The organism is Luteimonas sp. TWI382 (genome assembly GCF_039674545.1).
In the GTDB taxonomy this organism is placed as follows: Bacteria; Pseudomonadota; Gammaproteobacteria; order Xanthomonadales; family Xanthomonadaceae; genus Luteimonas.
This window is the reverse complement of sequence record NZ_JBDJNS010000001.1, coordinates 65,248-88,214: the sequence shown is the minus strand read 5'-3', so window position 1 is coordinate 88,214 and position 22,967 is coordinate 65,248. Positions and strand designations below refer to the sequence as shown.

21 protein-coding genes are annotated in these 22,967 nt (G+C 71.3%); 9 read left to right on the top strand and 12 right to left on the bottom strand.

Translation table 11 applies throughout. The features are described from left to right. Positions 1 to 2: 2 nt before the first annotated feature. Complete coding sequence (locus ABE505_RS00440; RefSeq protein WP_346444218.1) at positions 3 to 1,808, top strand: DUF885 domain-containing protein; 1,806 nt, start codon at positions 3 to 5, stop codon at positions 1,806 to 1,808. Between the two features lie 14 nt (positions 1,809 to 1,822). Here ABE505_RS00440 and ABE505_RS00435 read toward each other — a convergent pair whose 3' ends face one another. Further along, positions 1,823 to 2,518 (bottom strand): YdcF family protein, encoded by a 696-nt coding sequence (locus tag ABE505_RS00435; protein ID WP_346444217.1) that lies wholly within the window; start codon positions 2,516 to 2,518, stop codon positions 1,823 to 1,825. A gap of 123 nt (positions 2,519 to 2,641) precedes the next feature. On the opposite strand from ABE505_RS00435, the gene ABE505_RS00430 reads away from it, so the two are divergent. The 4 genes from ABE505_RS00430 (at position 2,642) to ABE505_RS00415 (ending at position 7,162) form a co-directional block, all read left to right on the top strand. Continuing rightward, complete coding sequence (locus ABE505_RS00430; RefSeq protein WP_346444215.1) at positions 2,642 to 3,841, top strand: beta-ketoacyl-[acyl-carrier-protein] synthase family protein; 1,200 nt, start codon at positions 2,642 to 2,644, stop codon at positions 3,839 to 3,841. Further along, the gene (locus ABE505_RS00425) at positions 3,838 to 4,614 is read left to right on the top strand and encodes a beta-ketoacyl synthase chain length factor (RefSeq protein ID WP_346444213.1); all 777 of its coding nucleotides are present in this window, start codon (positions 3,838 to 3,840) and stop codon (positions 4,612 to 4,614) included. The genes ABE505_RS00430 and ABE505_RS00425 overlap by 4 nt, the downstream gene beginning before the upstream one ends. Continuing rightward, positions 4,611 to 5,441, top strand: coding sequence for a glycosyltransferase family 2 protein (locus ABE505_RS00420; protein ID WP_346444211.1), 831 nt, complete (start codon positions 4,611 to 4,613; stop codon positions 5,439 to 5,441). Before ABE505_RS00425 ends, ABE505_RS00420 begins: the two co-directional genes overlap by 4 nt. A gap of 77 nt (positions 5,442 to 5,518) precedes the next feature. Then, positions 5,519 to 7,162, top strand: a complete 1,644-nt coding sequence (locus tag ABE505_RS00415) for a tryptophan 7-halogenase (protein WP_346444209.1) — start codon at positions 5,519 to 5,521, stop codon at positions 7,160 to 7,162. An 80-nt stretch (positions 7,163 to 7,242) separates the two neighbouring features. Here ABE505_RS00415 and ABE505_RS00410 read toward each other — a convergent pair whose 3' ends face one another. From ABE505_RS00410 to ABE505_RS00365, 10 genes are all read right to left on the bottom strand, one after another. Then, positions 7,243 to 7,713 (bottom strand): hypothetical protein, encoded by a 471-nt coding sequence (locus tag ABE505_RS00410; RefSeq protein WP_346444208.1) that lies wholly within the window; start codon positions 7,711 to 7,713, stop codon positions 7,243 to 7,245. 142 nt (positions 7,714 to 7,855) lie between these two features. Continuing rightward, positions 7,856 to 8,587, bottom strand: a complete 732-nt coding sequence (fabG, locus tag ABE505_RS00405; protein WP_346444206.1) for a 3-oxoacyl-ACP reductase FabG — start codon at positions 8,585 to 8,587, stop codon at positions 7,856 to 7,858. An 83-nt stretch (positions 8,588 to 8,670) separates the two neighbouring features. Further along, positions 8,671 to 9,105, bottom strand: coding sequence for a phosphotransferase (locus tag ABE505_RS00400; protein WP_346444204.1), 435 nt, complete (start codon positions 9,103 to 9,105; stop codon positions 8,671 to 8,673). Continuing rightward, positions 9,102 to 11,507, bottom strand: coding sequence for an MMPL family transporter (locus ABE505_RS00395; RefSeq protein ID WP_346444203.1), 2,406 nt, complete (start codon positions 11,505 to 11,507; stop codon positions 9,102 to 9,104). The genes ABE505_RS00400 and ABE505_RS00395 overlap by 4 nt, the downstream gene beginning before the upstream one ends. Further along, positions 11,504 to 12,181, bottom strand: a complete 678-nt coding sequence (locus ABE505_RS00390) for a LolA-related protein (protein ID WP_346444201.1) — start codon at positions 12,179 to 12,181, stop codon at positions 11,504 to 11,506. Before ABE505_RS00390 ends, ABE505_RS00395 begins: the two co-directional genes overlap by 4 nt. Next, positions 12,138 to 13,118, bottom strand: a complete 981-nt coding sequence (locus ABE505_RS00385) for an acyltransferase (protein WP_346444199.1) — start codon at positions 13,116 to 13,118, stop codon at positions 12,138 to 12,140. Before ABE505_RS00385 ends, ABE505_RS00390 begins: the two co-directional genes overlap by 44 nt. Then, positions 13,115 to 13,426 (bottom strand): hypothetical protein, encoded by a 312-nt coding sequence (locus ABE505_RS00380; RefSeq protein WP_346444197.1) that lies wholly within the window; start codon positions 13,424 to 13,426, stop codon positions 13,115 to 13,117. Before ABE505_RS00380 ends, ABE505_RS00385 begins: the two co-directional genes overlap by 4 nt. Position 13,427: 1 nt before the next feature. Continuing rightward, entirely contained in the window at positions 13,428 to 14,138 is a 711-nt protein-coding gene (locus tag ABE505_RS00375; protein ID WP_346444301.1) for a lysophospholipid acyltransferase family protein, read from the bottom strand. A gap of 108 nt (positions 14,139 to 14,246) precedes the next feature. Further along, on the bottom strand, positions 14,247 to 14,930 hold the full coding sequence (locus tag ABE505_RS00370) for a ketosynthase (RefSeq protein WP_346444195.1): 684 nt from the start codon (positions 14,928 to 14,930) through the stop codon (positions 14,247 to 14,249). Continuing rightward, a complete protein-coding gene (locus ABE505_RS00365; protein WP_337243785.1) occupies positions 14,927 to 15,196 on the bottom strand; it encodes a phosphopantetheine-binding protein in 270 nt (89 codons plus the stop codon). The genes ABE505_RS00370 and ABE505_RS00365 overlap by 4 nt, the downstream gene beginning before the upstream one ends. 145 nt (positions 15,197 to 15,341) lie before the next feature. Between ABE505_RS00365 and ABE505_RS00360 the strand changes: the two genes are divergently transcribed. From ABE505_RS00360 to ABE505_RS00345, 4 genes are all read left to right on the top strand, one after another. Further along, complete coding sequence (locus tag ABE505_RS00360) at positions 15,342 to 16,709, top strand: NAD(P)/FAD-dependent oxidoreductase (RefSeq protein ID WP_346444193.1); 1,368 nt, start codon at positions 15,342 to 15,344, stop codon at positions 16,707 to 16,709. Continuing rightward, on the top strand, positions 16,706 to 17,737 hold the full coding sequence (locus ABE505_RS00355; RefSeq protein ID WP_346444192.1) for a pteridine-dependent deoxygenase: 1,032 nt from the start codon (positions 16,706 to 16,708) through the stop codon (positions 17,735 to 17,737). The genes ABE505_RS00360 and ABE505_RS00355 overlap by 4 nt, the downstream gene beginning before the upstream one ends. Before the next feature lie 85 nt (positions 17,738 to 17,822). Then, entirely contained in the window at positions 17,823 to 18,812 is a 990-nt protein-coding gene (gene hemB / locus ABE505_RS00350; RefSeq protein WP_346444190.1) for a porphobilinogen synthase, read from the top strand. 335 nt (positions 18,813 to 19,147) lie between these two features. After that, the gene (locus tag ABE505_RS00345) at positions 19,148 to 20,095 is read left to right on the top strand and encodes an IS110 family transposase (RefSeq protein WP_346446060.1); all 948 of its coding nucleotides are present in this window, start codon (positions 19,148 to 19,150) and stop codon (positions 20,093 to 20,095) included. A 209-nt stretch (positions 20,096 to 20,304) separates the two neighbouring features. Here ABE505_RS00345 and ABE505_RS00340 read toward each other — a convergent pair whose 3' ends face one another. Beyond that, the gene (locus tag ABE505_RS00340) at positions 20,305 to 22,770 is read right to left on the bottom strand and encodes a S8 family serine peptidase (protein WP_346444730.1); all 2,466 of its coding nucleotides are present in this window, start codon (positions 22,768 to 22,770) and stop codon (positions 20,305 to 20,307) included. Positions 22,771 to 22,967 lie beyond the last annotated feature (197 nt).

Below are 22,967 nucleotides of genomic sequence, written 5' to 3'. Positions count from 1 at the left end.
CCATGAAGCCGCTCGTCCTCGCCATCGCCCTGACCCTCGCCACGCCGTTCGCGGCCGGCGCCCACGCCGACCCTGCCGCCGCGACGGCATCCGCGGCGCAGCCGTCCGGGCCGGCCTGGGTCGCGCGCAGCAACACGCTTGCACAGATCCTGATCGACGCCCAGGCACCGTTCCAGCCCGAGTCGGTCGGTTTCTTTGGCGTGCCCGGCTACGACGACCAAATCGCCGATCTCGGGCCCGACCACGCCCGCCGTTACCGCGAGGCGATCGCCGGGGCGCGGGCGAAGCTGCAGACCCAGCTCGAGCTCGAGCGCGACCCGGATGTGCGCCAGGACCTGCAGATCCTGCTGACCAGCATCGACGACAGCATCGAGGGCAGCCTGCTCGAGGAGCGGTTCCTGCTGCCGTGGACCGATGCGCCGCAGCTGGTGTTCAACGGCATCAACGCCTTGCTCTCGACGCAGACGCCGCCCGAACGGCGCGGCCACGCGCTCGCACGCCTGCAGCGCTATGCAGGCCTTGTACCCGGCGGCGTGCCGATCACGCAGCTGGCACGCGCGCGCTACGAAGAACGCCTGTCGGACACGACGCGGCTGCAGCCCACGCGCCGCGAAGTCGAACGCGCGCTCGAAAGCGCCGACACCTATGCCGCCGGCATCCGCGAGCTGTTCGCCGAGTACAAGATCGAGGGCGCCGATGCGGCGCTGGACGCGATCGCCAAGGAGATCGCCGACTACGCGCAGTGGACGCGCACCGTCGTGCTGCCCAAGGCACGCGAGGACACGCGGCTGCCGCCCGAGCTCTACGCCTTCGGACTCAAACAGTACGGCACCGACATCGACCCGCAGCTGCTGATGCAGCGCGCGCAACTGGCCTTCATGGAGATCCGGGCGCAGATGCAGCAGCTCGCGCCGCTGGTCGCCAAGGACAAGGACATCGCCGCCACCGACTACCGCGAGGTGATCGCCGCGCTCAAGCGCGATGCGATTGCCGACGACCGGCTGCAAGCCAGCTACCGCGAGGTGATCGACGCGATCGATCCGATCATCGCGCGCGAGCGCATCGTCGACGTGCCGCAGCGCGCGATGCAGATGCGGCTGGGGTCGGCCGCGGAATCGGCGGCCCAGCCCGCCCCGCATTTCCGCCCAGCGCCGCTGGTCGGCAACACCGGTCAGCAGGGCACGTTCGTGCTGCCGCTGGGCAACCCCGGCGGCGACGGCGAGGACGCAGCCTACGACGACTTCAATTTCGATGCGGTGCGCTGGACGCTCTCCGCGCACGAGGGCCGGCCGGGCCACGAGCTGCAGTTCACCGCGATGGTCGAGCGCGGGGTGTCGCTGGCACGCTCGATGTTCGCGTTCAACTCGGTCAACGTCGAAGGCTGGGCGCTGTACGCCGAGGCCGAGCTGGTGCCCTACGAGCCGCTCGACGGCCAGTTGATCGCGCTGCAGTTCCGGCTGTTGCGCGCTGCCCGCGCGATGCTCGATCCGATGCTCAACCTGGGCCTGATCGACCGCGAGCGCGCTGGCCGCGTGCTCACCGACGAGGTGATGCTGTCGCCGGCGATGGCGCGCCAGGAGCTCGACCGCTACACCGTCAATGCGCCCGGCCAGGCAACCAGTTACTTCTACGGTTACACCCGCATCCTCGAACTGCGCATGCGCACCGAGTTGGCGCTGGGCGACCGCTTCGACCGCCTGGCCTTCAACAACTTCCTGCTCGACCAGGGCCTGCTGCCGCCCGACCAGTTGGCCGAGGCGGTGGAGACCCGGTTCGTACCCGCGCAGCGGGGGCGGACTGCGCGCTAGCGTCGGCCGCTGCCCTACCCCAGCCGCGCGAGCATCCGGCGATGGCCGATCAGCCGGGCCCAGCGCATCCCGACGTCCGTCCAACACAGGTAGGCGGCCTCGCCCGCGATCCGCCACCAGGTCGTCGGGCGCCAGGACAGCGTGGGTTCGGCGGCGCACAGCTCCCAGTCCAGGCCCAGGTGGCCGGCGAGCAGCGCGCAGCGTGCAAGGTGGTAGCGGCTGCTGAGCAGGGTGACCTGGCCCACGGGCGTCCCGGCCGATTGCGCCAGCAGCGCACGCGCATTGCGCAGGTTCTGCAGGGTGTCGCGCGAGCGGTCCTCCAGCAGCAGCGGCGCATCGGCAGCGATCCCGCGGGCCAGCAGCGCCTCGCGTGCGAGCGCCGCCTCGGTCGGGGCGCCCTGAGGCCCGCCGCCAAGCAACAGCAGGCTGCGCGGCGCACGCGCATCCCACAACGTCGCGGCCCGGGCCAGCCGGGCCTGGAAATCCGCATCGAGCCGGCCTCCGGGCGCATGCTTGCCGAACAGCAGCACGCACTCCCCGCGCACCGGCGCGCAGGGCGCATTGCGCGCAACCCGACACACGTGCACGACGTAGCCCACGTAGACCAGGCCCAGACTCAGCACGCAGGCGCTGACCGCCACCACGAGCGCATGCAGCGCGTCGCGGTCGACGAGCAGGCGCAGCTGGTGCAGCAGGCGGGGACGGGACATGGCGCGGGTTTGCGCGACGGCGGTACTGGGGTGCGCCCTGAATTCTAGCCTCACGCCCGGTGGCTATACTCGGCCGTTTCCCAAGACGCCCCCCACGTGCCCCCATCGCAATCGTTGCCGCCGATGCCCCCGGTCGCCATCCGCGCCTACACCGCCACGACCGCACTGGGCCGCGGCGCGACGGCGCAGCGCGAGGCCCTGCGCGATCGCAGGGGGGGGCTGCGCCGCAATGATTTCGGTGCGACTCCGCTGCCGACCTGGATCGGTCGCGTCGACGGGCTGGAGGACGCCCCGCTGCCGACGGCGCTGGCGCGCTGGGAGTGCCGCAACAACCGGCTGGCCTGGCTGGCGCTGCAGCAGGATGGCCTGCCCGACGCGCTGGAGGCCCTGGTGGCGCGCCATGGCGCCGACCGGGTTGCGCTGGTGGCGGGCACCTCGACCGCCAGCATCGGCGCCAGCGAGGAGGCCTACGCACGCGCGGTGACCGGCGACGACGGCACGCGCCGGTTTCCGGACGATCTGGCCCGGCCGATCGTGCATACCCCGCATTCGCTGGGCGATTTTCTGCAGCACGCCACCGGACTGCGCGGCCCCTGCATCACGGTGGCGACCGCATGCTCGTCGAGCGCGAAGGTCTTCGCGCAGGCGGCTCGGATGATCGAGGCGGGTGTTGTCGACGCGGCGCTGGTGGGCGGCGTGGATACGCTGTGCGGCAGCGTGCTGTTCGGCTTCAATGCGCTTGGGCTGGTGTCGCGCGAACGCTGCCGGCCCTTCGACATCGCGCGCGATGGCTTGTCGATCGGCGAGGCCGGTGGTTTCGCGTTGCTCGAGCGCCCGGCGCGCGGCGACGATGGCCTGCAGCTGCGCGGCTACGGTGAATCGAGCGATGCGCACCATATGTCCACACCCCATCCCGAAGGCCTGGGCGCGCTCCTGGCGATGCGCGGCGCACTGGCCCGTGGCGGCATCGACGCCGCCCAGGTCGGCTATCTCAACCTGCACGGCACCTCGACCCCGGCCAACGACGCGGTCGAGGCGCATGCGGTCGACGCGCTGTTTCCCGCCACGCTGCACGCCAGCTCCACCAAGGGCTGGACCGGCCACACCCTCGGCGCGGCCGGCATCGTCGAGTCGGTGTTCGCACTGACCGCGCTCGAGCACGGCCTGCTGCCGGGCATCCTCGAATCGCAGGTGCGCGACCCGGCCTGCGGGCCGCAGATCCGGTTCGACAACGCCCAGCGTACGATCGACTACGCCATGAACAACTCGTTCGGCTTCGGCGGCAACAACTGCGCGCTGCTGTTCGGCAAGGCGGCCGCATGAGCGCGCTGACCGCCACGATCGCCGGGATCGGCTTCTGGAGCGATGGCCTGCCCGCCTGGTCGGCCGCGCAGGCCTTCGCTGCCACCGGCGCGCTGCCCGACGCCGCGCCCGCGCGTCCGTCGCCGCAATTGCTCGCGCCCAACGAACGCCGACGCGCGCCCGGTTCGGTCGCCGTCGCTCTGGAGGTGGCGCTCGCGGCCTGCCAGGCCGCCGGCCGCGAGCCGGCGACACTGCCATCGGTGTTCGCCTCCACCCACGGCGAATTGGCGATCACCGACTACATGTGCGAGACCCTCGCACAGGACCCGTCCGCGATCTCGCCGACCAAGTTCCACAATTCGGTGCACAACGCGGCGGCCGGCTACTGGACGATCGGCGCGGAGTGCACCGAGGCCGCGACCGCGATCAGCGCCTACGACGCCACGTTCGCCCAGGGGCTGGTGGAAGCCATGCTGCAGCTCGCGGCCGGCAGCGAGGCGGTGCTGCTGGTGGCCTACGACGGTACGGCCACCGGCCTGCTGTCGACGATGTCGCCCAGCGAAGGCCTGCTCGGCGGCGCGCTGGTGCTCACGCGCGCCGGCGATGGCCCGCGACTGTCGGCGACGCTGCGCGACGGCGATGCCAGTGCCGCGCCCGGCCCGCTGTCGGCGCGTGCGCCGCACAATGCGATGGCGCAGATGCTGCCCCTGTTCGATGCACTGGCCGCCGGAAGCGACCGCGCGGTCCTGCGCGCCGGTCCGCACCGCGAGCTGGCGCTGGAGATCCTGCAATGACTGCGCCCTCCCTGCACCGCGGCAATGTCGCGGTGGTCGTGCCCGCACTCAACGAAGCGCTGCGGATCGCCGAGGTCGTCAGCGGCGCGCTGGCGCATTGCGACCACGTGATCGTGGTCGACGACGGCTCCGACGACGCCACGCCCGACATCGTCGCCGCACTGCCGGTCACGCTGCTGCGCCACGCCTCCCGGATGGGCAAGGGCGCGGCCTTGCGCGCGGGCTTTGCCGAAGCCCGGCGCCGCGGGCTCGCGGCAGTGGTGACGATGGACGGCGACGGCCAGCATCGTGCCAGCGACATCCCGCGTCTGATCGAGGCCGCCAAACGCCATCCCAATTGCATCGTCAACGGCGCGCGGCTGCGCAAGCGCGACACCCAGCCCTGGTACCGGCGGCTGGGCAACGATTTCGGCGATTGGGGCATCGCCTGGGGCTGCGGCTATCGCCTGGTCGACAGCCAGAGCGGCCAGCGGCTGTATCCGGCCAATGTGCTGGCCTTGCAGGACGTGCCGGGCGAAGGCTTCGTGTTCGAGGCGCAGATCCTGATCTCGGCCGCCCGCGAGCTGGGCTGCGGTGTGGTGTCGGTGCCGGTCGAGACCCGCTACCACAGCGTCGATTCCGACGAGCAGTTCCGCAAGAGCCATTTCCGGCTGTTCCACGACCTCTACCAGATCACCTCGCACGTCGTCGGCCAGGTGCTGGCGCATGGCGACTTCGTCGGCGTCTACCGGCGCAAGCGTCGTCGTCCGCCGGTGATCTTCGATCCCGGCGCGCCTTCGCCTGAACCCGATCACGCGCCCGCTCCCGACTCCCCCCTGGCCGGCTGAGCCGCCACGCGGCCTGCGGTAGGCTGGCGCCAGGCCGGCGCCGACGGCTCCCCCGACGCACACAGGATGTCCGCACCATGGCCACGCCCCCGAAGTCCGATACCGCGACCGTCACCACCGACGTGCTCATCCTCGGCGGCGGGCTCGCCGGTCTGACTCTGGCGTTGCAACTGCGCGATCGCACACCGACGCTGTCGGTGGCGGTGGTCGAGCGCCGTGCGCATCCAGTGCGCGAGGCCGCGCACAAGGTCGGCGAGTCGACCGTCGAGATCGGTGCGCACTACTTCGCCGACGTGCTCGGACTGCGCGAGCACCTGGACACCGAGCAGATCCGCAAGTTCGGTTTCCGCTTCTTCTTCTCCGAGGGCGCCGACCAGGTCGACCGCTGCACCGAGATGGGCGTGAGCCAGTTGATGCCCACCCCATCGTGGCAGATCGACCGCGGCCGTTTCGAGAACCACTTGGGCGAGCGCGCACGCGCACGCGGTGTGCGCTTCGACGACGGCGCGGTGGTGCGCGGCATCGACCTGGCCGACGACGACGGCGACCACGTCGTCCGCGTCGAGCGCGATGGCGACATCCGCGAACTGCGCTGCCGCTGGCTCGTCGACGCCAGCGGACGTGCTGGCCTGCTCAAACGCAAGCTCGACCTCGCGCAGCCCAACGACCACGATGCCAATGCGGTGTGGTGGCGGGTGGACGGCATCGTCGATCCCAACACCTGGTCGCAGGACGCGCACTGGCTGCAGCGCTGCGATCCGCCGGACCGCTGGCGTTCGACCAACCACATGTGCGGGCCGGGCTACTGGTTCTGGCTGATCCCACTGTCGTCGGGGGCGCATTCGCTGGGCATCGTCTGCGACGCGAAGATGCATCCGCTCGAGACGATGAACACCCACGCCAAGGCGATGGACTGGCTGCGGGTCCACCAGCCGCAGGTCGCGGCCAGCCTGGATCGCGCCGAGCACACGCTGCAGGATTTCCTGTTCCTGCGCCACTTCTCGCACAGCGTCAAACAGGTGTTCTCGGGGCGACGCTGGGCGTTGACCGGAGAGGCCGGCCTGTTCCTCGATCCGTTCTATTCGCCCGGCAGCGACTTCATCGCGATCAGCAATACCTACATCTGCGATCTGATCGGCAAGTCGCACGCCGGCATCGATGTCAGTCGGCATGCCGAGCTGTACCAGCAGCTGTACTTCTCGTTCTACGAGAACACCATGACGCTCTACCAGGACCAGTACCCGCTGTTCGGCGATGCGCAGGTCATGCCGCTGAAGGTCATCTGGGACTACACCTACTATTGGGCGGTTCTGGCACCGCTGTTCTTCGCCGACCGGCTGACCGATCTGGCGACCTTGGGCCGGTTGCGGCCGGCGTTCGCCGATGCGGGCGCGCTCAATCTGGCGCTGCAACCGCTGCTGCGCGAATGGGGCGCACGCAATGCCGGCGGCGCCGCGCCGCAGGTCCGCTCGCTCGACCAATTCGACATCGCCTGGTTCCGCGACATGAACCGCGCGCTGGCAGACCCGCTCGACACCGACGCATTCGTCACGCGCATCGGCGACAACGTCGCGCGCATGCGTGCGTTGGCCGGCGAGATCCTTGCCCACGCGCGCGCCGTACATCCGCAGATCGCCGACCACGGGCTGGCGGCGCTGCTGGCCGGCCCGGCGGTGCCTGAGACGTCGCTGGCGCCCCACTGGTACGCCGACGCGGCCTGAGGCTGGGGGGGGGCGTCCCGGCGCGGCGTCCGGGACGGCCATGACCGGGGCCCTTTGGAAGGGCCGGCGGCTTGCTGCAGTCAGCGCACCGGGGGCGGCGGTGTCATCGGTCCCGGCGGCGGCGGATCGGCCACCCAGATCGCGATCCCGCTGGCGTACTTCTGCCGCGGACTGATGTCCACACCGACGCCGGCAGCCGAGAACGAGCGGCCACCGCCGCGGCCCAGGCCGCCGCCGACACTGACGCCGCCGCTGCGCTCGCCATCGGCGGTGCCCTGGAACAGCACACCGTTGGCGCCGAGCTTGGCCGCTTCATTGCGCAGCTTCTGCAATACCGAGTCGGTCTTGTTCTGCTCACCGTAGGTCAGCGCGCCGCTGCTGGTGTTGAGGATCGCGATCTCCTCGTAATGCCCCGGCGGCGGCCCGTGGTAGATCCGGACCTGGGCCGGATCGATCGGCGCGCGCGGCGTGCCGGTGAGGACGTGGGAGCTGGCGCAGCCGGCAATCGCCGCCACGGCCAGCAGGAGCGACAGGATGCGAACGATGCGCATGGCGGTGCCTCGACTCGTGATGCCCGGATGGGCGCCGGTCGATCATCGCCCGCCCGACCTGAAGCCGGCGTGGATGCGCGGGCTCAGCCGCCCTGGCCGAGCCAGGCGCCGTCCACCGGATGGCGCTGCCCGCGGCCGCGGGTCAGCCCATCGCGCCGTTGATGCCGATCACCTGGCCGTTGATGTAGCCGGCCGCGTCCGAGCACAGGAAGCCGACCAGCGCGGCGACCTCGTCGGGCGTGCCCGCGCGTCCCGCCGGCACGATCTGCTTGACCATCTCCTCGGGAAACGCGTCTTGGGCCATGCTGCCGGCGATCACGCCGGGCGCGACCACGTTGACGGCGATGCCGCGGCTGGCCATCTCGCGCGACAGCGATTTGGAGGCACCGTGCAGCGCCGCCTTCGCCGCCGCGTAGTTGGTCTGGCCGCGATTGCCGAGTACGGCCGCCACCGACGACACGCTGACGATGCGTCCCCAGCGCTTGCGCGCCATCGGCAGCAGCAGGGGCTGGGTCACGTGGAAGAAGCCGTGCAGCGAGACGTCGATCACCCGCTTCCACTGCGCTTCGGACATGCCCGCCATCGGCGCGTCGTCGTGGATGCCGGCGTTGTTGACCACGATCTGGATCGCGCCGGCCTCGAGCAGCGTCTCGAGCGCGTGGCGTGTGGCCTCACCGTCGACGACATCGAAGACCACGGCCTCGGCGCTACCGCCGGCCGCGACGATCGCGTCGACGACCGCCTGCGCCCGCGCGCGGTTGCCGTTGGCATGGACGATCACGTGATGACCATCGGCCGCGAGACGCCGGCAGATCGCCCCGCCGAGGTCGCCGCTGCCGCCGGTGACGAGTGCGCGCTTGCTGGAAGTGTTCATGGGGCGATTCTAGCCTCGCCTTCGTGATGCGCTGAAGCGGACGTCGCGGCGGCAGTGCCCTCCGCAACGTCCGCATGCGCCCCTCACGTGCCCAGCATCACCGCCGCGCGGCCCTCGGCCAGCAGCACGCCGTCACACGCGATGCGGAACGCGTACTGCTGGCTGTCGTCGGACTCGACCAGGACCTCGGCCACGCATTCCAGGTCCCCGGCCAGGTCGTCGATGCGGGCGACGTGCAGCTGCACGCCGCGCAGCGCGACCAACATGCCCGGCCGCACACGACCACCCGCCTGGCGCGCGCGCAGGCCGCCGTGGACCGCCATCGCCTGCGCGCCGTACTCGCACAGGTGCAGCGCGCGCAGTCGGCCGTCGCTGCGCAGCGGATGGTCGGGGTCGCGATGGCCGGCGCTGCGCAGCGTCACGCTGGCCGCGTCCCAGGCCACGACCCTGTCCCACAGGCACATCGCGCCCTGGTGCGGGATCATCGACATGATCGCGTCGCGGTCGATACCGGTCATACGGTCGGCGCCTGTTCCGAGCGTGCGGCCTCGATCGCGCCGCGGTGGCGTGCGACCAGCAACGACAGCACGAAATTGAAGACCACGCCGAGCGCGACCGTGCTACCGATCGCGCGCAGCACCGGGATCGACGACAGGCCCAGCAGACTGAACACCAGCAGGGTCATCAGGGTGCAGACCACGATCGCGTGCAGCGTGCGGATCTGGTCGTCGCGGTCGTCGCCGGCATGCTCGAAGAACAGCGCGTAGTCCAGGCCCAGGCCCGCGGCGAGGATCAGCGCGACCAGGTGGAACAGCGTCAGTTCGACGCCGGCCAGGCGCAGCACCGCGATCACGACCAGCAGCGTCAGCAGCGTCGGCAACAGCACCCGCCAGACGCGGCGCGGGCTGCGCAGCGCGATCCACACCGTGGCGATCAGCAACACCAGCGCCACCGCCATCGCGGCCACGACACGGCCGCGGTACTCGACCACCAGCGATTCGGACGCGGCCTTCATGTCCAGCAGGCGCAGATCGACGCCGGGACTGCGCACCTGCGCGACCAGCGCCTCGAGATCGGACGGGGCGTCGAGCCCGCTGAGCGAGACCAGCGCGGTGCTGCGGCCGTCGCGCTCGAGCAGCAGACCCGAGACCGCGGTCGCGAGCGGCGAGCCGGCCAGATCCTCGCGGGTCAGCGGCGGCGCGGTCCTGGCGCGGGCGACATCGCCGACGAAGGGCTCGAAGGCGTCGTCGTTGAACGGCGAGCCAGCGAGCGCATCGGCGAGCATCGCGCGCAGCGCCGCGGTGTCGGGCAGCGCGGCCTGACGGGCACGTTGGACCTCGGCACTGGGCAGATAGCGCGCGGCCATGTCGTAGCTGTCGAGCCGCCCATTGGCGACCAGCGCATCGAGGTCGGGGCGCAGCGCCGCGGTCGCCGCGAGCGCCGCGTCGCGCTCGCGCGCCTGCGCGACCAGGACATAACGCACGTCGGGCGCGCCCAGCTCGGCGCGCAGTTCGGCATCGCGCTGCATCGACGCCGCATCGACCGGGGTCAGCTTGGACAGGTCGTTCTGCCAGACCTCGCCCGGCGCGAATGCGATCGCCAGGCCGGACGCCAGCGCGAGGACGGCCAGCGACCACTTCGGCCGCGGCAGCGTCTCGATCCAGTGCCAGAGCCGTTGCAACCGCGCCGAGGCGGCGATGTCGGGCGGCGACGGGTCGACCAGCCCCGGCAGCAGGTAGCGTGTGGCGAGCGCGGCCACCACCAGCGCCGCGATCGTGAACACCGCCAATTGGCGCAGGCCATCGACCCCGGAGAACAGGAACGTCGCGTAGGCGATGCAGGTGGCGATCACGCCGGTCGACAGCGCCGGCCACAGGCCGCGCACGTTGCGCCACGGCGACAGGCCTGCGCGTTGGTGGCTGAAGAAGTGGATCGGATAGTCCTGCACGACGCCGATCAGGGTGAAGCCGAAGGCGATCGTGATGCCGTGCACGCCGCCGGGGAACAGCAGCGCGACCGCAGTCAACCCGGCGATGCCGGCGCTCGCCAGCGGCAGCACGCCCAGCAGCGGCATCTTCCAGCTGCGATAGGCGATCAGCAGCAGCACGATCAGGCCCAGCGTGTCGACCAGGCCGATGCGTTGCGCCTCGGTCTGGGTCCGGCTGCCGATGTCGACCGAAAACGCGCCTGGACCGACGACTTCGAGCGTGGCCGCGCTGCCGCGCGCCTGCTCGGCGAAGGTCTTGCGGATCGTGCCGACGGCATCGAGCTGGCCGGTCGGATCGAAGCCGGCCGCGCGGGTCTCCACCAGCAACAGCGCGTGGGTACCGGCGCGGTCGAACCAGACCTCGTGCAGCCGCTGCGGGGCGCCGGCCGGTTGCCAGGCCTCGGCCAGGGCCAGGACCTCGAGCGTGGGGTCGGCGGGCAGCAGCGGCTCGACGAGCCCGGCGGCCGGTGAACCGAGATCCTGCAGCCGCGCATCGAGCGCATCGCGCAGGGTGTCGGCATCCAGCGGCGCCGCGTCGAAAGAGTCGGTCAGCAGGTAGCGGTAGGGCAGCAGGCGCTGGGGAAAGGCCTCAAGCCCCGCCTCGCCCCCGTTGGTCACCAGCGTGAAGCGCGCATCGCCAGCCAGCGCGTCGTGCAGCGCGCGCGACCGTGCGGCCAGTGCCTCGGGCGCCTCGCCCGAGATCGCCAGCATCAGCAGCCGCGAGCCCGGCCCGTCGCCGAGCTCGTCGATCAGCAGCCGCTGCTCGGGCGTGCGTGCATCGGGCAGGAAGCGACGCAGGTCGCCGCTGAACTCCAGCGCCTGCCCGGCCACCCAGCTCAACGCGCCCAGCGCCAGCAACCAGGCGACGGCCAGACCCAACCGCAGGCGCGGCCGCTGCAGCAGCCGTTGGCGAAATCCCGGGCCCCTGCTCAACGCGGCACGTCGTGGCACAGCCGACGCGCGGCCTCAGGCGAATCGATCGCCGCGGCATCGGCCGCGGCCCCGCCCAGCAGCGTCGGTTGGGGGTCGCCTTGCTTGGGCCGCGTCTCGATGCAGCGCAGCTCGGCATCGCGGCCACGCAGCACGATCGCGGTCAGTCGGCTCGCGGCGCGCGGATCGCGCGGCGTCAGGCGCAAGGTCCAGTCCGCGGGCACGCCGTCGGCCTCGAGCGCATACAGCGCCTCGAGCGCGGCCCGGTCGCCGGCAAGCAGCGCGCCGAAGCTGTCCTGCAGCGCCGCCAGCTCGGGCACACGCGCGAGCGAGAACGTCCGCGGCGCGCGACCTTCGCGCGCGATGGTCGCCTCGCCGGCGCGGATCGTCGTGGTCTCCGCATACGGGCTGCGCACCTCGCGCACCAGAGTGCCGGCGTCGGGACGGCGGTACTCGCCGACCAAGGCGAGCGGCCGCTTGAGCATCGAGGACGTGCGCAATTCGACGAACGGCGTCGCGCTCGGCCCGGACTGCGTCAGTCGCTGTAGGATCCAGTCGGCATCGACGCTGCGCGGCGCGGCGGCCGGCGGTGCCGGCACGCGATCGCGCGACTGGCCGGCGCGCAGCGGGGCATCAGCGGTCTGCGCCGCGCTCCATGCCGGAGCCAGACACAGCATCGTCAGCGCCAGGCAAGGCACCTGCCACCGACGTGCGGGCATCGCGTTTCCAGAAGTCATAGAAATTGAACCAGTTGTAGGGAGCGCTGCGGGCATGATGCTCCAGACGCGCAGCGTAACGGCGGATGAGCGCGGCCACGCCGCGCATGCGTTCGCGCCGTGGCAGATCGACACCTTCGCTGAAAGGCTCGAACACCAGGTCGTAGCGATTGCCGCCCCGGTACAGCCCGAAGGCCAGCATCACCGGCACCTTCAGCACCGAGGCGAGCAGCCAGGGCGCGACCGGGAAGGGCGCCGGCGCACCGAGGAACGGGACCTCGAGCGTGGCGCCGCCCTCCTGGCTGCGATCGACCAGCAGCGCGACCATTGCCCCTTGCGTCAGCGCGTCCTGGATCGCCAGCGCGACCGAGGGGCCATCGGCGCCGGCGTCGATCACGGTGGCGGCGACCTCGGGATTGAGCGCCTCGAGCAGCTCGGTCACCGCACGGCCGTGCGCGCGGTCGAGCACGACGCGGATCGGCGTGTCGGGGCGCTGGCGCGCGAGCACCCGCAGCACTTCGAAACTGCCCAGGTGCGAACCGAACAGCAGCACCCCGCGTCCGGCTTCGAGATGACGGTGCAGCGTCGGCAAGCCCTCGGTGCGCACGTCGAACCGACGCGTGGACTCGCTGAGCAGGTAGATCCGGTCGAGGATCGTCGCAGCGAAGGTATGGATGTGGCGCGCGACCTCGCCCAGCGTTGCCGGGCGGCCGAACACGCGTGAGAGATACCTGCGCGAGTCGCGCCGCTCCGCGCCCCGCCGTAGCAGGAAGTACAGCGTGATCGGATACAGCAGCGCACGGGCCGGCGTGCGCCCGCAGCATCGGCCGATGTTGCGGATCAGCGACAGCGCGAACCGTCCGCCGCCCTCGCGGCGGCGCTTCCACTCGCTGCTCATGCCGACGCCGGGCTCGCCGCGGCGATCTCGCCCGACGCCAGCACGGTCCCGTCGCGCTCGACCCGGAACCGCCAGCGCGGCGCTTGTCCTGCGATCGGCTCGAGTCGGATCGCCGCGGTCTGCTCGGGCAGCAACGGCTGCACGAACTTCACCTGCGGCAGGCGCAGCGCGCCCAGCGGGCCATGCAGCGCTTCGATCGCCGCGACCACGCGGTCGAGGATCACCACGCCCGGCACCACCGGCCGGCCGGGGAAGTGGCCGGGCAGGCACGGATGCGCCGCCTCGACGACGATGGCGCCAGTCGCCACCTCAGCGCTCCAGCATCGCGGCGACCGCGGTCTGGGCGTCGTGCGCGACCGCCTGGCGACCGGCCGCGCCGGTGCGGCCGGCGACCGCGATCGGCTGCCCGACCACGGCGCGCATCGGCCCGCGGCGCACACGGAAGAACCCCTGGACCGGCAACACCGCGCCGGTGCCGTGCAGCGCGATCGGCAGCACGTCGACGCCGGCGTCGATCGCGGCCTGGAACGAGCCGGACTTGAACTCGCCCAGCCGGCCGTCGCGCGAGCGCGTGCCCTCGGGAAACAGGCACAGCGTGTGGCCCGCCCCCAGCACCTGCGCGACTTGGCGGCGCAGCTGCGGGCCGGCACGGCGGTCGTCGCGGCTGATGAACAGCATGCCGGTCGCGCGGGCGTAGAGATTGAGGAACGGCACCCGGCGCATTTCCTCCTTGAGCAGGAAACGCAGCGGCACCGGCACCGCCATGAACAGCACGCAGATGTCGAGCAGCGACTCGTGGTTGGCGACCACCAGGTACGGCCGCGACCAGTCGACCGCATCGGCGCCTTCGACCGTCAGCCCGCCGGCCGGCCCGATCAGGCCCGGCGCCCAGCGCGTGCGCGCCATGTCGAGCGCCAACCCGCTGCGTCCGGTGACCGCCTGCAGGCACAGGGCCACGCTGATCCAACCCGCCGTCCAGAGCAGGGTGAACAGGAACTGGAGCGCATTCAACGCGAGCATCGGCAGGGCGGTGAAGGTCGCCGCTCCGGTCTCGGCGCGGGTCTGTCGGTATTCCATTGGGGCGCTAGGATACGGGGATCGCGCCCGGACTGCGCGTGCCCACCGGGTTCAGCGCAGCAGGTCGCGCCAGAACACCGGCCCGAGCCCCACGAGCTTGCGCAGGAAATCGGCGAAGCTGTGGTAGCGGCCCGGGAAGCGCCGCTTGCGGATCATGAACTCGAGCGCGAAGAAACCGCCGATGACCCCGTAGTTGAGCAGGTTGGCGAACCAGGACCACTGCTCGGGGGTGATCGGCCACGGCGAGGCGATCCCGAGGCGTTCGAGCAGCCCGCCCGGGCTGGCGATGAGCGCCAGTCCCAGGTTGGCCGCGCCCATCGCCACCAGCACCGCCGCCCAGGCCGCGGTCAGGCCGCGGGTGTAGCGCCGCAGGTCCGGTGCGATGTCCTGCGCATGCCCTCCCTCGATCCCGGCCACGATCCGGGTGATCAGCGGCTCGACGCCGGGACGCAGCGTCCGCGCGAAGATCCAGGCGATCGCCAGCACGAACACCACCGGCACCAGCAGCAGCGGCAACGCGGCCTGGCCGGCCTCGTACAGGGCGAACGCGCCCCAGCCGGCCAGCGGCAGCGCCACGAACGCCCACCGCCGTCGGTGCAGCAGCGGCTCGACCAGCAGCATCGCGATCAGCAGGCCCAGCGCGGCGAGCGCGCAGCCGTCGTGCTGCCACAGGCTGGCCAGATGGGCCAGGACCGCGTAGCCCAGGGCCAGCAGCAGTTGCAGCAGGGCGATCAAGTGGTGCGGTGCTGCTCGACGTGGGCCGACAGCGCCCGCAGCGAGGCGAAGATCCGGCGGTTCTCGTCGTTGTCCGAGCGCAGTTGGAACCCGTAGCGCTTGCTCACCGCCAGCGCCAGCTCCAGCGCGTCGATCGAGTCCAGGCCCAGCCCGGCGTTGAACAGCGGCGCTTCGGGATCGATGTCGCCGGGCTGCACGTCTTCCAGGTTCAGGCTTTCGACCAGCAATTGCGCGAGCGCGTGCTCGGCCTCGGTTTGTGCGGACATGCGATGTTCCATGGGTGGGCAGGTCGCCACGATCCGGCATCGGGCCGGGCCGCGCAAGCGCCCGATGCCGCCGCCCCGCGGCGCGGCGCGCCACCGGCCTTCCGCTATCATGCGCGCCTGCTCTCACCGACCGCTGTTTTCCCGGATGACCCCCGCCCCGACCGTCGCCACCGATGCTCCCGCTCTGCAGGCCGACGTGGTGATCATCGGCGGCGGACCAGCCGGCAGCACCGCGGCCGCTCTGCTCGCGCGCGCCGGCCATCAGGTGATCGTGCTGGAGAAGGATACCCATCCCCGGTTCCACATCGGCGAGTCGCTGTTGCCGATGAACATGCCGATCCTCGAGGAGTTGGGCGTGATCGACCAGGTTCGCGCGATCGGCGTGCACAAGGCCGGTGCGGACTTTCCGCTGCCCGGCCACGCCCGCAGCCACGTGTTCCGCTTCACCCGTGCGCTCACGCCCGGCCACGACACGGCCGTGCACGTGCGCCGCGACCAGTTCGACCAGTTGTTGTTCGAGCACGCGCGCACCTGCGGCGCCGACATGCGCGAGCGCACGCGTGTGGTGCATGTGGCGTTCGGCGCGAACGGCCGGCCCGAGCGGGTCGATACGATCAACGCCGACGGCCGCACGCTGCAGCTGCGGCCGCGCTACCTGATCGATGCCAGCGGCCGCGATACCGTCGTGGCGGCGCAGCGCCGGATCAAGCGCAAGAATCCGGTACACCAGTCGGCGGCATTGTTCAGCCATTTCCGCGGCGTGGCCCGCCAGCCCGGCATCGATGCCGGCAACATCACGATCGCACGCTTCGAGCATGGCTGGTTCTGGCTCATCCCGCTGCCCGACGATGTGATGAGCGTGGGCGCGGTGTGCTTTCCCCAATATCTGCGCCAGCGCAGCGCCGACGGCGGCCGCATCGACAACGAGACGCTGCTGATGCGCACGCTGGAAGCCAATCCGACAGTGCGTGCGCGCATGCACGACGCCCAGCGCATCGCCCCGGTCCACGCCACCGGCAACTACTCGTATGCCGCCACGCGCATGGCCGGGCCGGGCTGGATCCTGATCGGCGATGCGTACGCGTTCGTCGATCCGATCTTCTCGTCGGGCGTGTTCCTGGCCATGGACAGCGCCCGGCAAGCGGCCGCGCTGGTCGATGCGTCGCTGCGCGCGCCGGCGCGCGAGGCCAGGCTGCAACGCGCGATGCAGGCCCGGCTCGATCGCGGCCTGCGGCACTTCACGTGGTTCATCTATCGCTTCAACACGCCGGTCATGCAGCGGCTGTTCTCGGCGCCCCGCAACGATCTGCAACTGGAGCAGGCGGTGATCTCGATGCTGGCAGGAGACGTTTTCGACAATGCGGCAGTACGCTGGCGCCTGTACGTGTTTCGCATGATCTACGCGCTCAATGCGATCGCGATCGCACCGCAGGCGCTGCGCGGCTGGCGCACGCGGCGTCGCCAGGCCCGCGTCGCCTTTCGCGGCGACACGCTGCACGGCGGCAATCCGTGAGCCGCCCCGCACCGGTGACACCGCAGCCGCTGCCGCGGTTGCGTGTGGAGTACGTGCACGGGCAGGACCCGGCGCAGTTGCTCGCCCAGCCCGACGTGCTCGCCGCGTTCGGGTTCGGCGACGACGCCCCCAGGATCGACGATCCGCGCTGGCTGCGCGTGCCGTTGCAGCCGCACGGCGCCGCGCCGATCGAGGTCTGGCACGCGCATGCGCCGGTGCGCAGCGGGCGCGACGGCGAGATCGCCTGGTCGAGCGACGGCGCGCTGCTGTTCGGCGCGATCGAGGTCGACGAGCCTGCCGGCCACACCGGCGAGGGCGATCACAGCGGTATCTTGCTGGCGGCCGAGCATGCCTACCGGCAGCTGACGCGGTTCGTCGAGGCCGGCGACCATCCGCACCTGCTGCGGATCTGGAACTACCTCGATGCGATCACGCTGGGCGACGGCGACACCGAGCGCTATCGCCAGTTCTGCATCGGCCGCGCCCGCGGCCTGGACGATTTCGACACCTCGCACCTGCCGGCCGCGACCGCGATCGGCCGCTGCGACGCGGCGCGCACGATCCAGATCTACTGGCTGGCCGCGCGCGCGCCCGGCACGCCGGTGGAAAATCCGCGTCAGGTCAGTGCCTATCGCTATCCGCGTCAGTACGGGCCGCAAGCGCCCAGCTTCGCGCGAGCGATGCTGCCACCGGAGGGCAGTCCGATGCCGTTGATGCTCTCGGGCACGGCCAGCATCGTCGGGCATGCCTCGCTGCACGAGGGCGAACTGCTGGCCCAGATCGACGAGACCTTCACCAATTTCGACGCGCTGATCGCCTCGGCGCGCGCGCGCCGCCCCGGCCTGCCCGGTGCCTTCGGCGCCGGCTCGCGGCTGAAGGTCTATGTGCGCGATGCCGAGGACCTGCCACTCGTGGCCGACGCCCTCGATGCCCGCTTCGGCGACGACGTGCCGCGGGTGCTGCTGCATGCGGCGATCTGCCGGCGCGAGCTGGCGGTGGAAATCGACGGCGTCCACGACCTGGGCTGACCGGCCCGTGCGCAGTGCAACCGCACCGCGCCCCTGCGACCCGGCGTCGCAGGGCCCGGCGCCGGTGGCGGCGTAGAATCGCCGGATGATCAGACTCGATACCCGCATGCGGCGGATGCGCCGCGACGATTTCTCGCGCCGGTTGATGCGCGAATCCACGCTCACCGCCGACGATCTGATCTACCCGGTCTTCGTGCACGAGAGCACCGGGCGCGCGGCGGTCCCGTCGATGCCCGGTGTCGAGCGTCTGTCGATCGACGAACTGCTGCGCGTGGCCGAGGTCGCGAGCGAACTGCGCGTACCCGCGCTGGCGCTGTTCCCGGTCACCGCGCCGGAGGCCAAGTCGCTCGACGCGGCCGCCGCCTGGGACGACGCGGGCCTGTGCCAGCGCGCGGTGCGTGCGCTCAAGGCACGCTTCCCCGATCTGGGCGTGATCACCGACGTCGCGCTCGACCCCTACACCACGCATGGCCAGGACGGCATCATCGACGAGGCCGGCTACGTGCTCAACGACGTGACCGTCGAGGCACTGGTGCGGCAGGCGCTGTCGCACGCGCATGCCGGCGCCGACATCGTCGCGCCCAGCGACATGATGGACGGACGCATTGGCGCGATCCGTGCCGCATTCGAGGCCGACGCCCACGTGCACGTGCGCATCCTCGCCTACGCCGCCAAGTACGCGAGCGCGTTCTACGGCCCGTTCCGTGATGCGGTCGGCTCGGCCGGCGCGCTGGGCAAGGCCGACAAGGCGACCTACCAGATGGACCCGGGCAACTCGGACGAAGCGATGCGCGAGATCGCGCAGGACCTCGACGAGGGCGCGGACATGGTGATGGTCAAGCCCGGGATGCCGTACCTGGACATCGTGCGCCGCGCCAAGACGGAGTTCGCGGTGCCGGTGTTCGCCTACCAGGTCAGCGGCGAGTACGCGATGCTCAAGGCGGCCGCCGCCAACGGTTGGCTCGACGAGCGCAAGTGCGCGCTCGAATCGCTGCTGGGCTTCAAGCGCGCGGGCGCCGACGGCGTGCTGACGTACTTCGCCCTCGACGCGGCCCGCTGGCTGCGCGAGGGCTGAGCCCCGCGGGGCCGTTGCCGGTCTCCCCCGCGGACGGGGAATCGCGCCCTTCACGGGTGGAAGGCTGGGATCGGGGCGCTTTTCGGCGCGAGCTCCGTGCCCCCACCCGACGCGCTGCGCGCGCCGACCTTGTAAGTTGCTTTTGCGGTCCGGGAGTTGGCATTTTTCGGATCGCCCCGTGCCAGACCGTCCGACCTTTGATCGATCAGATCGTGGGGGAGCTTGGGTCGGCATCGGGTCCTGCTCATATCCCGAACCGTTGCCTGGGCCTCGAGCCCGTTTCAGCAAGGCTGGGAAGGCGGGGAAATCGAAAGCAATGTTCAAGGGAGGAAGCGATGTCTGGAGTGTTCGCCGGCGTGGATGTCGGCAAGCATCGGCTCGATGTGTTCGTCGGTGGCCAAAACCGCAGCTTTGATGTCGACAACGACGCCATCGGCCGCGCCATCCTAGTCGAGGGCCTTCGCCAGGCGGCGCCCGAGTTGATCGTGCTTGAGGCGACCGGCGGCCTGGAGCGTGCCCTCGTTGCAGAACTGTGCGCCGCAGGCCTGCCCGTCGCGGTGGTCAACCCGCGACAAGTCCGTGACTTTGGCCGGGCGTGTGGAAAGCTCGCCAAGACCGACCGTCTCGATGCGCGGCTTTTGGCACTTTTCGCCGAGCGGGTGCGCCCGGCGCAACGGCCGTTGCCCGATGAAACGCTGCAGGCATTCAGCGAGCTGCTAGCGCGGCGCCGCCAGTTGATGGAAATGCTGGTGATGGAGAAGAACCGGCTGACCCAGGCGACCGGCAAGGACCTCAGGCGCAATCTGCGTAAGCACATCGAGTGGCTGCAGCAGTATTTGCGCGCGATCGACGGCCACCTGCGCGATGCGGTCGAGCAGTCGCCGGCTTGGCAGGCCAAGCGCGACCTGTTGGCCGAGGTGAAAGGCGTGGGTGAGGTGACGGTCTTCACGCTGCTGGCCTGCGTCCCCGAGTTGGGGACGCTGGACCGCAAGCAGATCGCCGCCCTGGTCGGCGTCGCGCCCTTGGCCCGGGACAGCGGCACGTTACGAGGCCGGCGGGCGGTATGGGGCGGCCGTGCGGTTGCTCGCCAGGCCCTGTACATGGCCACGCTCAGCGCCGTCCGCTTCAACCCGCCGATCCGCGCCTTCCATCAACGATTACGCGCGGCCGGGAAGAAGCCGAAAGTCGCCCTGGTGGCCTGCATGCGCAAGCTGCTGACCATCCTCAACGCCATGCTTCGAGACAACGCCAGATTCCGACTCGAAACGCCTGTTGCGGCTTGACCTCCAACACCGTTGCTCCCCCGCGCTGCGGGGGAGGTGACCTGCACACTGTGCCGCTTCGCACCTTCCATCGTTGACGGGGCATTGCGCCCTTCACGGGTGGAAGGCTGGGATGAGGCGCTTTTCGGCGCGAGCTCCGTGCCCGCACCCGACGCGCTGCGCGCGTGCACCTCCCCCGCGCTGCGGGGGAGGTGGCAGGCGGCGGTGCTTCAGTTGGCCTGACGGGCCACCGCGACCGGGAGCGTCAGCGCGGTGCGCTGCGGACCGAGCGCGCCGCCGACCGGCTCCAACGTGACCTCACCGAAGCGCCAGCTGCCGTCGGCCGGCAGGCTGCGCGCGTCGACCGTGATGCGCAGGCTGACGCTGGCACCGGCCGGCACCCGCAGCTGCGCCGGCATGGCCGTCGCCGTGACGCCGGCAACGCGCACCCGCCAGGTCGAGGCCTGGGCATGCGGATTGCGGAACGTGCGCACGAAGCTGCAGCGGGTCTGGCAGTTGCGGTTGGCCAGGCCCGGCTGGTTGAGATTGGCGACATCGCCGCCCTGCGCCGGGTTGGCCGCCAGATAGCGCGCACCGGTCTCGTGCATCAACAGACCGGCCTCGGCCGCGCGGTCGACGCGGATGCGGCCGCTGCCGCGATCGAACGGCGTGCCGGGCGTGACTTCGTCCTCGGTGTAGACCAGGGTCTTGGCGGTCAGCGCCAGCGCCGATTTGATCTCGGGCACCGACCAGTCCGGCCGCGCCTGGCGCAGCAGCGCGGCGGCGCCGGCGTGGTGCGGCGAGGCCATCGACGTGCCGTTCATCAGGCCCAGTGCGTTCTCGTACCCGGTGATGGTCTCACCGGCCACCGTGGCCAGGATCGACACGCCGGGCGCGACCACGTCGGGCTTGAGCAGGTTGAAGGTGCCGGCCGGCCCGCGCGAGCTGAAATCGCCGAGCGCGTCGGGCACATTGGGCGTGGCCAGCGGCGGGTAGCCGATGCCGGCGGTGGCGTTGGGCCGTGTTGCGGCGAAATCGCGCAGCGCGTTGCCCTCGGCCTGGGTCACCGAGAACACCGGCACGGTCGCGCCCGGCACCGACGGCACCAGGCCGCCCTCGGCGTTGTTGGCGATCAGCACCGCGACCGCGCCGGCCGCGGCCGCGTTGGCGGCCTTGTCGGAGAACGCGCAGCTGCCGCGGCGCACGACCGCGATCGCGTTCTGGAACGTACCCGCAGCGTAGGCGCTGCAACCGTCGGTGCCCCCGTCGATGCCGGCGCTGACCCGCAGACGTGTCGTGCCGGGAATGCTCGCGGTGTGCGGCGTGCCGCCGGTGCCTTCGGTCAGCAGGATCAGCGACAGCGGCTCGGGCACCGGCGCCGGGCCCGTGACCTGCAACGCGGAGGCGAATGCGCCGCGGCCATGCTGGGCCGCGCCCGTCGAGGCGACCCAGGGTTCGAGGTGGCCCATGCTGTTGGCGGCCGGACCGCTGTTGCCGGCCGAGGCCGCGACATAGATGCCGGCCTCGCTCGCCGACAGAAACGCCAGCGAGACCGCCTCGCTCCACGGCTGGCCGCCGCCGCCGATCGAGTAGTTGATGACGTCGACGATGCCGTCGGCGAGCGCCTGCTCGACCGCGGCCACCGCCGAGACGTTGGGACACAGGCCCCGGCCATCCGACAGGCGCGTGTAGCAGATGTCGAAGGCGACGATGTTCGCGCGTGGCGCCACGCCGGAGATCGCACGCGAGTTACCGCTGAAAACCACGTTGCGACGGTTGCCGGCGACGGTGGAGGCCACGTGGCTGCCGTGGCTGTTGGTGTCGCCGAAGCCGGGTTCCTCGCGGATGCCCTCGCGGCCGCAGGTCAGCCCCGGCGCCTCGCACACGAAGTCGTAGCCGCCGATCAGCTTGTCGTTGCAGCGGCCGGCATCGATGCCGCCGGGCGCGCAAGTGCCCAGGTAGGTGCCGCTACCGAGCGGATTGATGTGGACGTAGCCGTCGACCGGGTCGACCGCCGAGAACGAGGGCGAGCCGAAGTTGATGCCCGAATCGAGGATGCCGACCACGACGCCCTCGCCTTTCAGCGCGCCCAGGCCGCCGATCGCCCCGTTCCACAAGGCCGGTGCGCCGATCAGGCCGGGCCCGGTATCGGTGTCGAGCGCGTACTCGCGGTAGGGCTCGACGAAGCGCACGTCGCTGCGCGCGGCGACCTTCGCCGCCTCGGCAGGCGCCAACTCGACGACGATGCCGTTGATCGCATGCTGCATCCGGCGCTCGACCCTGAGCGACCGGCCCAGGTCCAGCGCGATGCCGCTTTCGACTTCGCGCTGGCGCCGCTGCAGATAGCCGACGTAGCTGCGCGCCGGGGCACTGCGCACGTCCAGGCGCTGGCCCTCGCGGCGCTTGGCCGGCGCCGCCAGCCCGGCGACGCCGCCGGAGTAGCCGGCCAGGGCCGGATCGTCCAGGACCACGATGTAGCGCCCCGGGCCTTGCGCGGCCGGCGCGGGCGATGCACCGCGCGGCGTGGCGGCAGAAGCGACCGGGGCCGTGCCCAGCAGCGCGCCCACGCCCTGACGGGCCGATTGCAGCGCCTGCCGGGCCGCGGGCTCGGCGCCGGGAATAACGGTACTTGCGGCGGCGACGGCGACGACGCCGAGCAGGACCGAAGCCCCGCCGAGTGTGCGGATACGTGACATGCGAAAACTCCCCTTTTCAGATGACGGTGATTCACCGGTGACCTGCCCGACGCGCACGGCATGGCTGCCGTCCCCGCCCGACCTTCTCGATGCCGCCGCGCCCCCCCTGGCTCGCTGCGTCCCCCTGCTTCCGCTTCCGTGTATACCGCGTCCGGGCCGTGGCCGCATCCTGCACTGCGGCCGATTCTCCCCGGCGC

What these genes read in the sequence shown, in the direction of transcription:
- ABE505_RS00440 (WP_346444218.1), top strand. Translation starts at nt 3, where the DNA reads ATGAAGCCGCTCGTCCTCGCCATCGCCCTGACCCTCGCCACGCCGTTC.
- ABE505_RS00435 (WP_346444217.1), bottom strand. Translation starts at nt 2,518, where the DNA reads ATGTCCCGTCCCCGCCTGCTGCACCAGCTGCGCCTGCTCGTCGACCGC.
- ABE505_RS00430 (WP_346444215.1), top strand. Translation starts at nt 2,642, where the DNA reads ATGCCCCCGGTCGCCATCCGCGCCTACACCGCCACGACCGCACTGGGC.
- ABE505_RS00425 (WP_346444213.1), top strand. Translation starts at nt 3,838, where the DNA reads ATGAGCGCGCTGACCGCCACGATCGCCGGGATCGGCTTCTGGAGCGAT.
- ABE505_RS00420 (WP_346444211.1), top strand. Translation starts at nt 4,611, where the DNA reads ATGACTGCGCCCTCCCTGCACCGCGGCAATGTCGCGGTGGTCGTGCCC.
- ABE505_RS00415 (WP_346444209.1), top strand. Translation starts at nt 5,519, where the DNA reads ATGGCCACGCCCCCGAAGTCCGATACCGCGACCGTCACCACCGACGTG.
- ABE505_RS00410 (WP_346444208.1), bottom strand. Translation starts at nt 7,713, where the DNA reads ATGCGCATCGTTCGCATCCTGTCGCTCCTGCTGGCCGTGGCGGCGATT.
- fabG (WP_346444206.1), bottom strand. Translation starts at nt 8,587, where the DNA reads ATGAACACTTCCAGCAAGCGCGCACTCGTCACCGGCGGCAGCGGCGAC.
- ABE505_RS00400 (WP_346444204.1), bottom strand. Translation starts at nt 9,105, where the DNA reads ATGACCGGTATCGACCGCGACGCGATCATGTCGATGATCCCGCACCAG.
- ABE505_RS00390 (WP_346444201.1), bottom strand. Translation starts at nt 12,181, where the DNA reads ATGCTGTGTCTGGCTCCGGCATGGAGCGCGGCGCAGACCGCTGATGCC.
- ABE505_RS00385 (WP_346444199.1), bottom strand. Translation starts at nt 13,118, where the DNA reads ATGAGCAGCGAGTGGAAGCGCCGCCGCGAGGGCGGCGGACGGTTCGCG.
- ABE505_RS00375 (WP_346444301.1), bottom strand. Translation starts at nt 14,138, where the DNA reads ATGCTCGCGTTGAATGCGCTCCAGTTCCTGTTCACCCTGCTCTGGACG.
- ABE505_RS00365 (WP_337243785.1), bottom strand. Translation starts at nt 15,196, where the DNA reads ATGTCCGCACAAACCGAGGCCGAGCACGCGCTCGCGCAATTGCTGGTC.
- ABE505_RS00360 (WP_346444193.1), top strand. Translation starts at nt 15,342, where the DNA reads ATGACCCCCGCCCCGACCGTCGCCACCGATGCTCCCGCTCTGCAGGCC.
- hemB (WP_346444190.1), top strand. Translation starts at nt 17,823, where the DNA reads ATGATCAGACTCGATACCCGCATGCGGCGGATGCGCCGCGACGATTTC.
- ABE505_RS00345 (WP_346446060.1), top strand. Translation starts at nt 19,148, where the DNA reads ATGTCTGGAGTGTTCGCCGGCGTGGATGTCGGCAAGCATCGGCTCGAT.
- ABE505_RS00340 (WP_346444730.1), bottom strand. Translation starts at nt 22,770, where the DNA reads ATGTCACGTATCCGCACACTCGGCGGGGCTTCGGTCCTGCTCGGCGTC.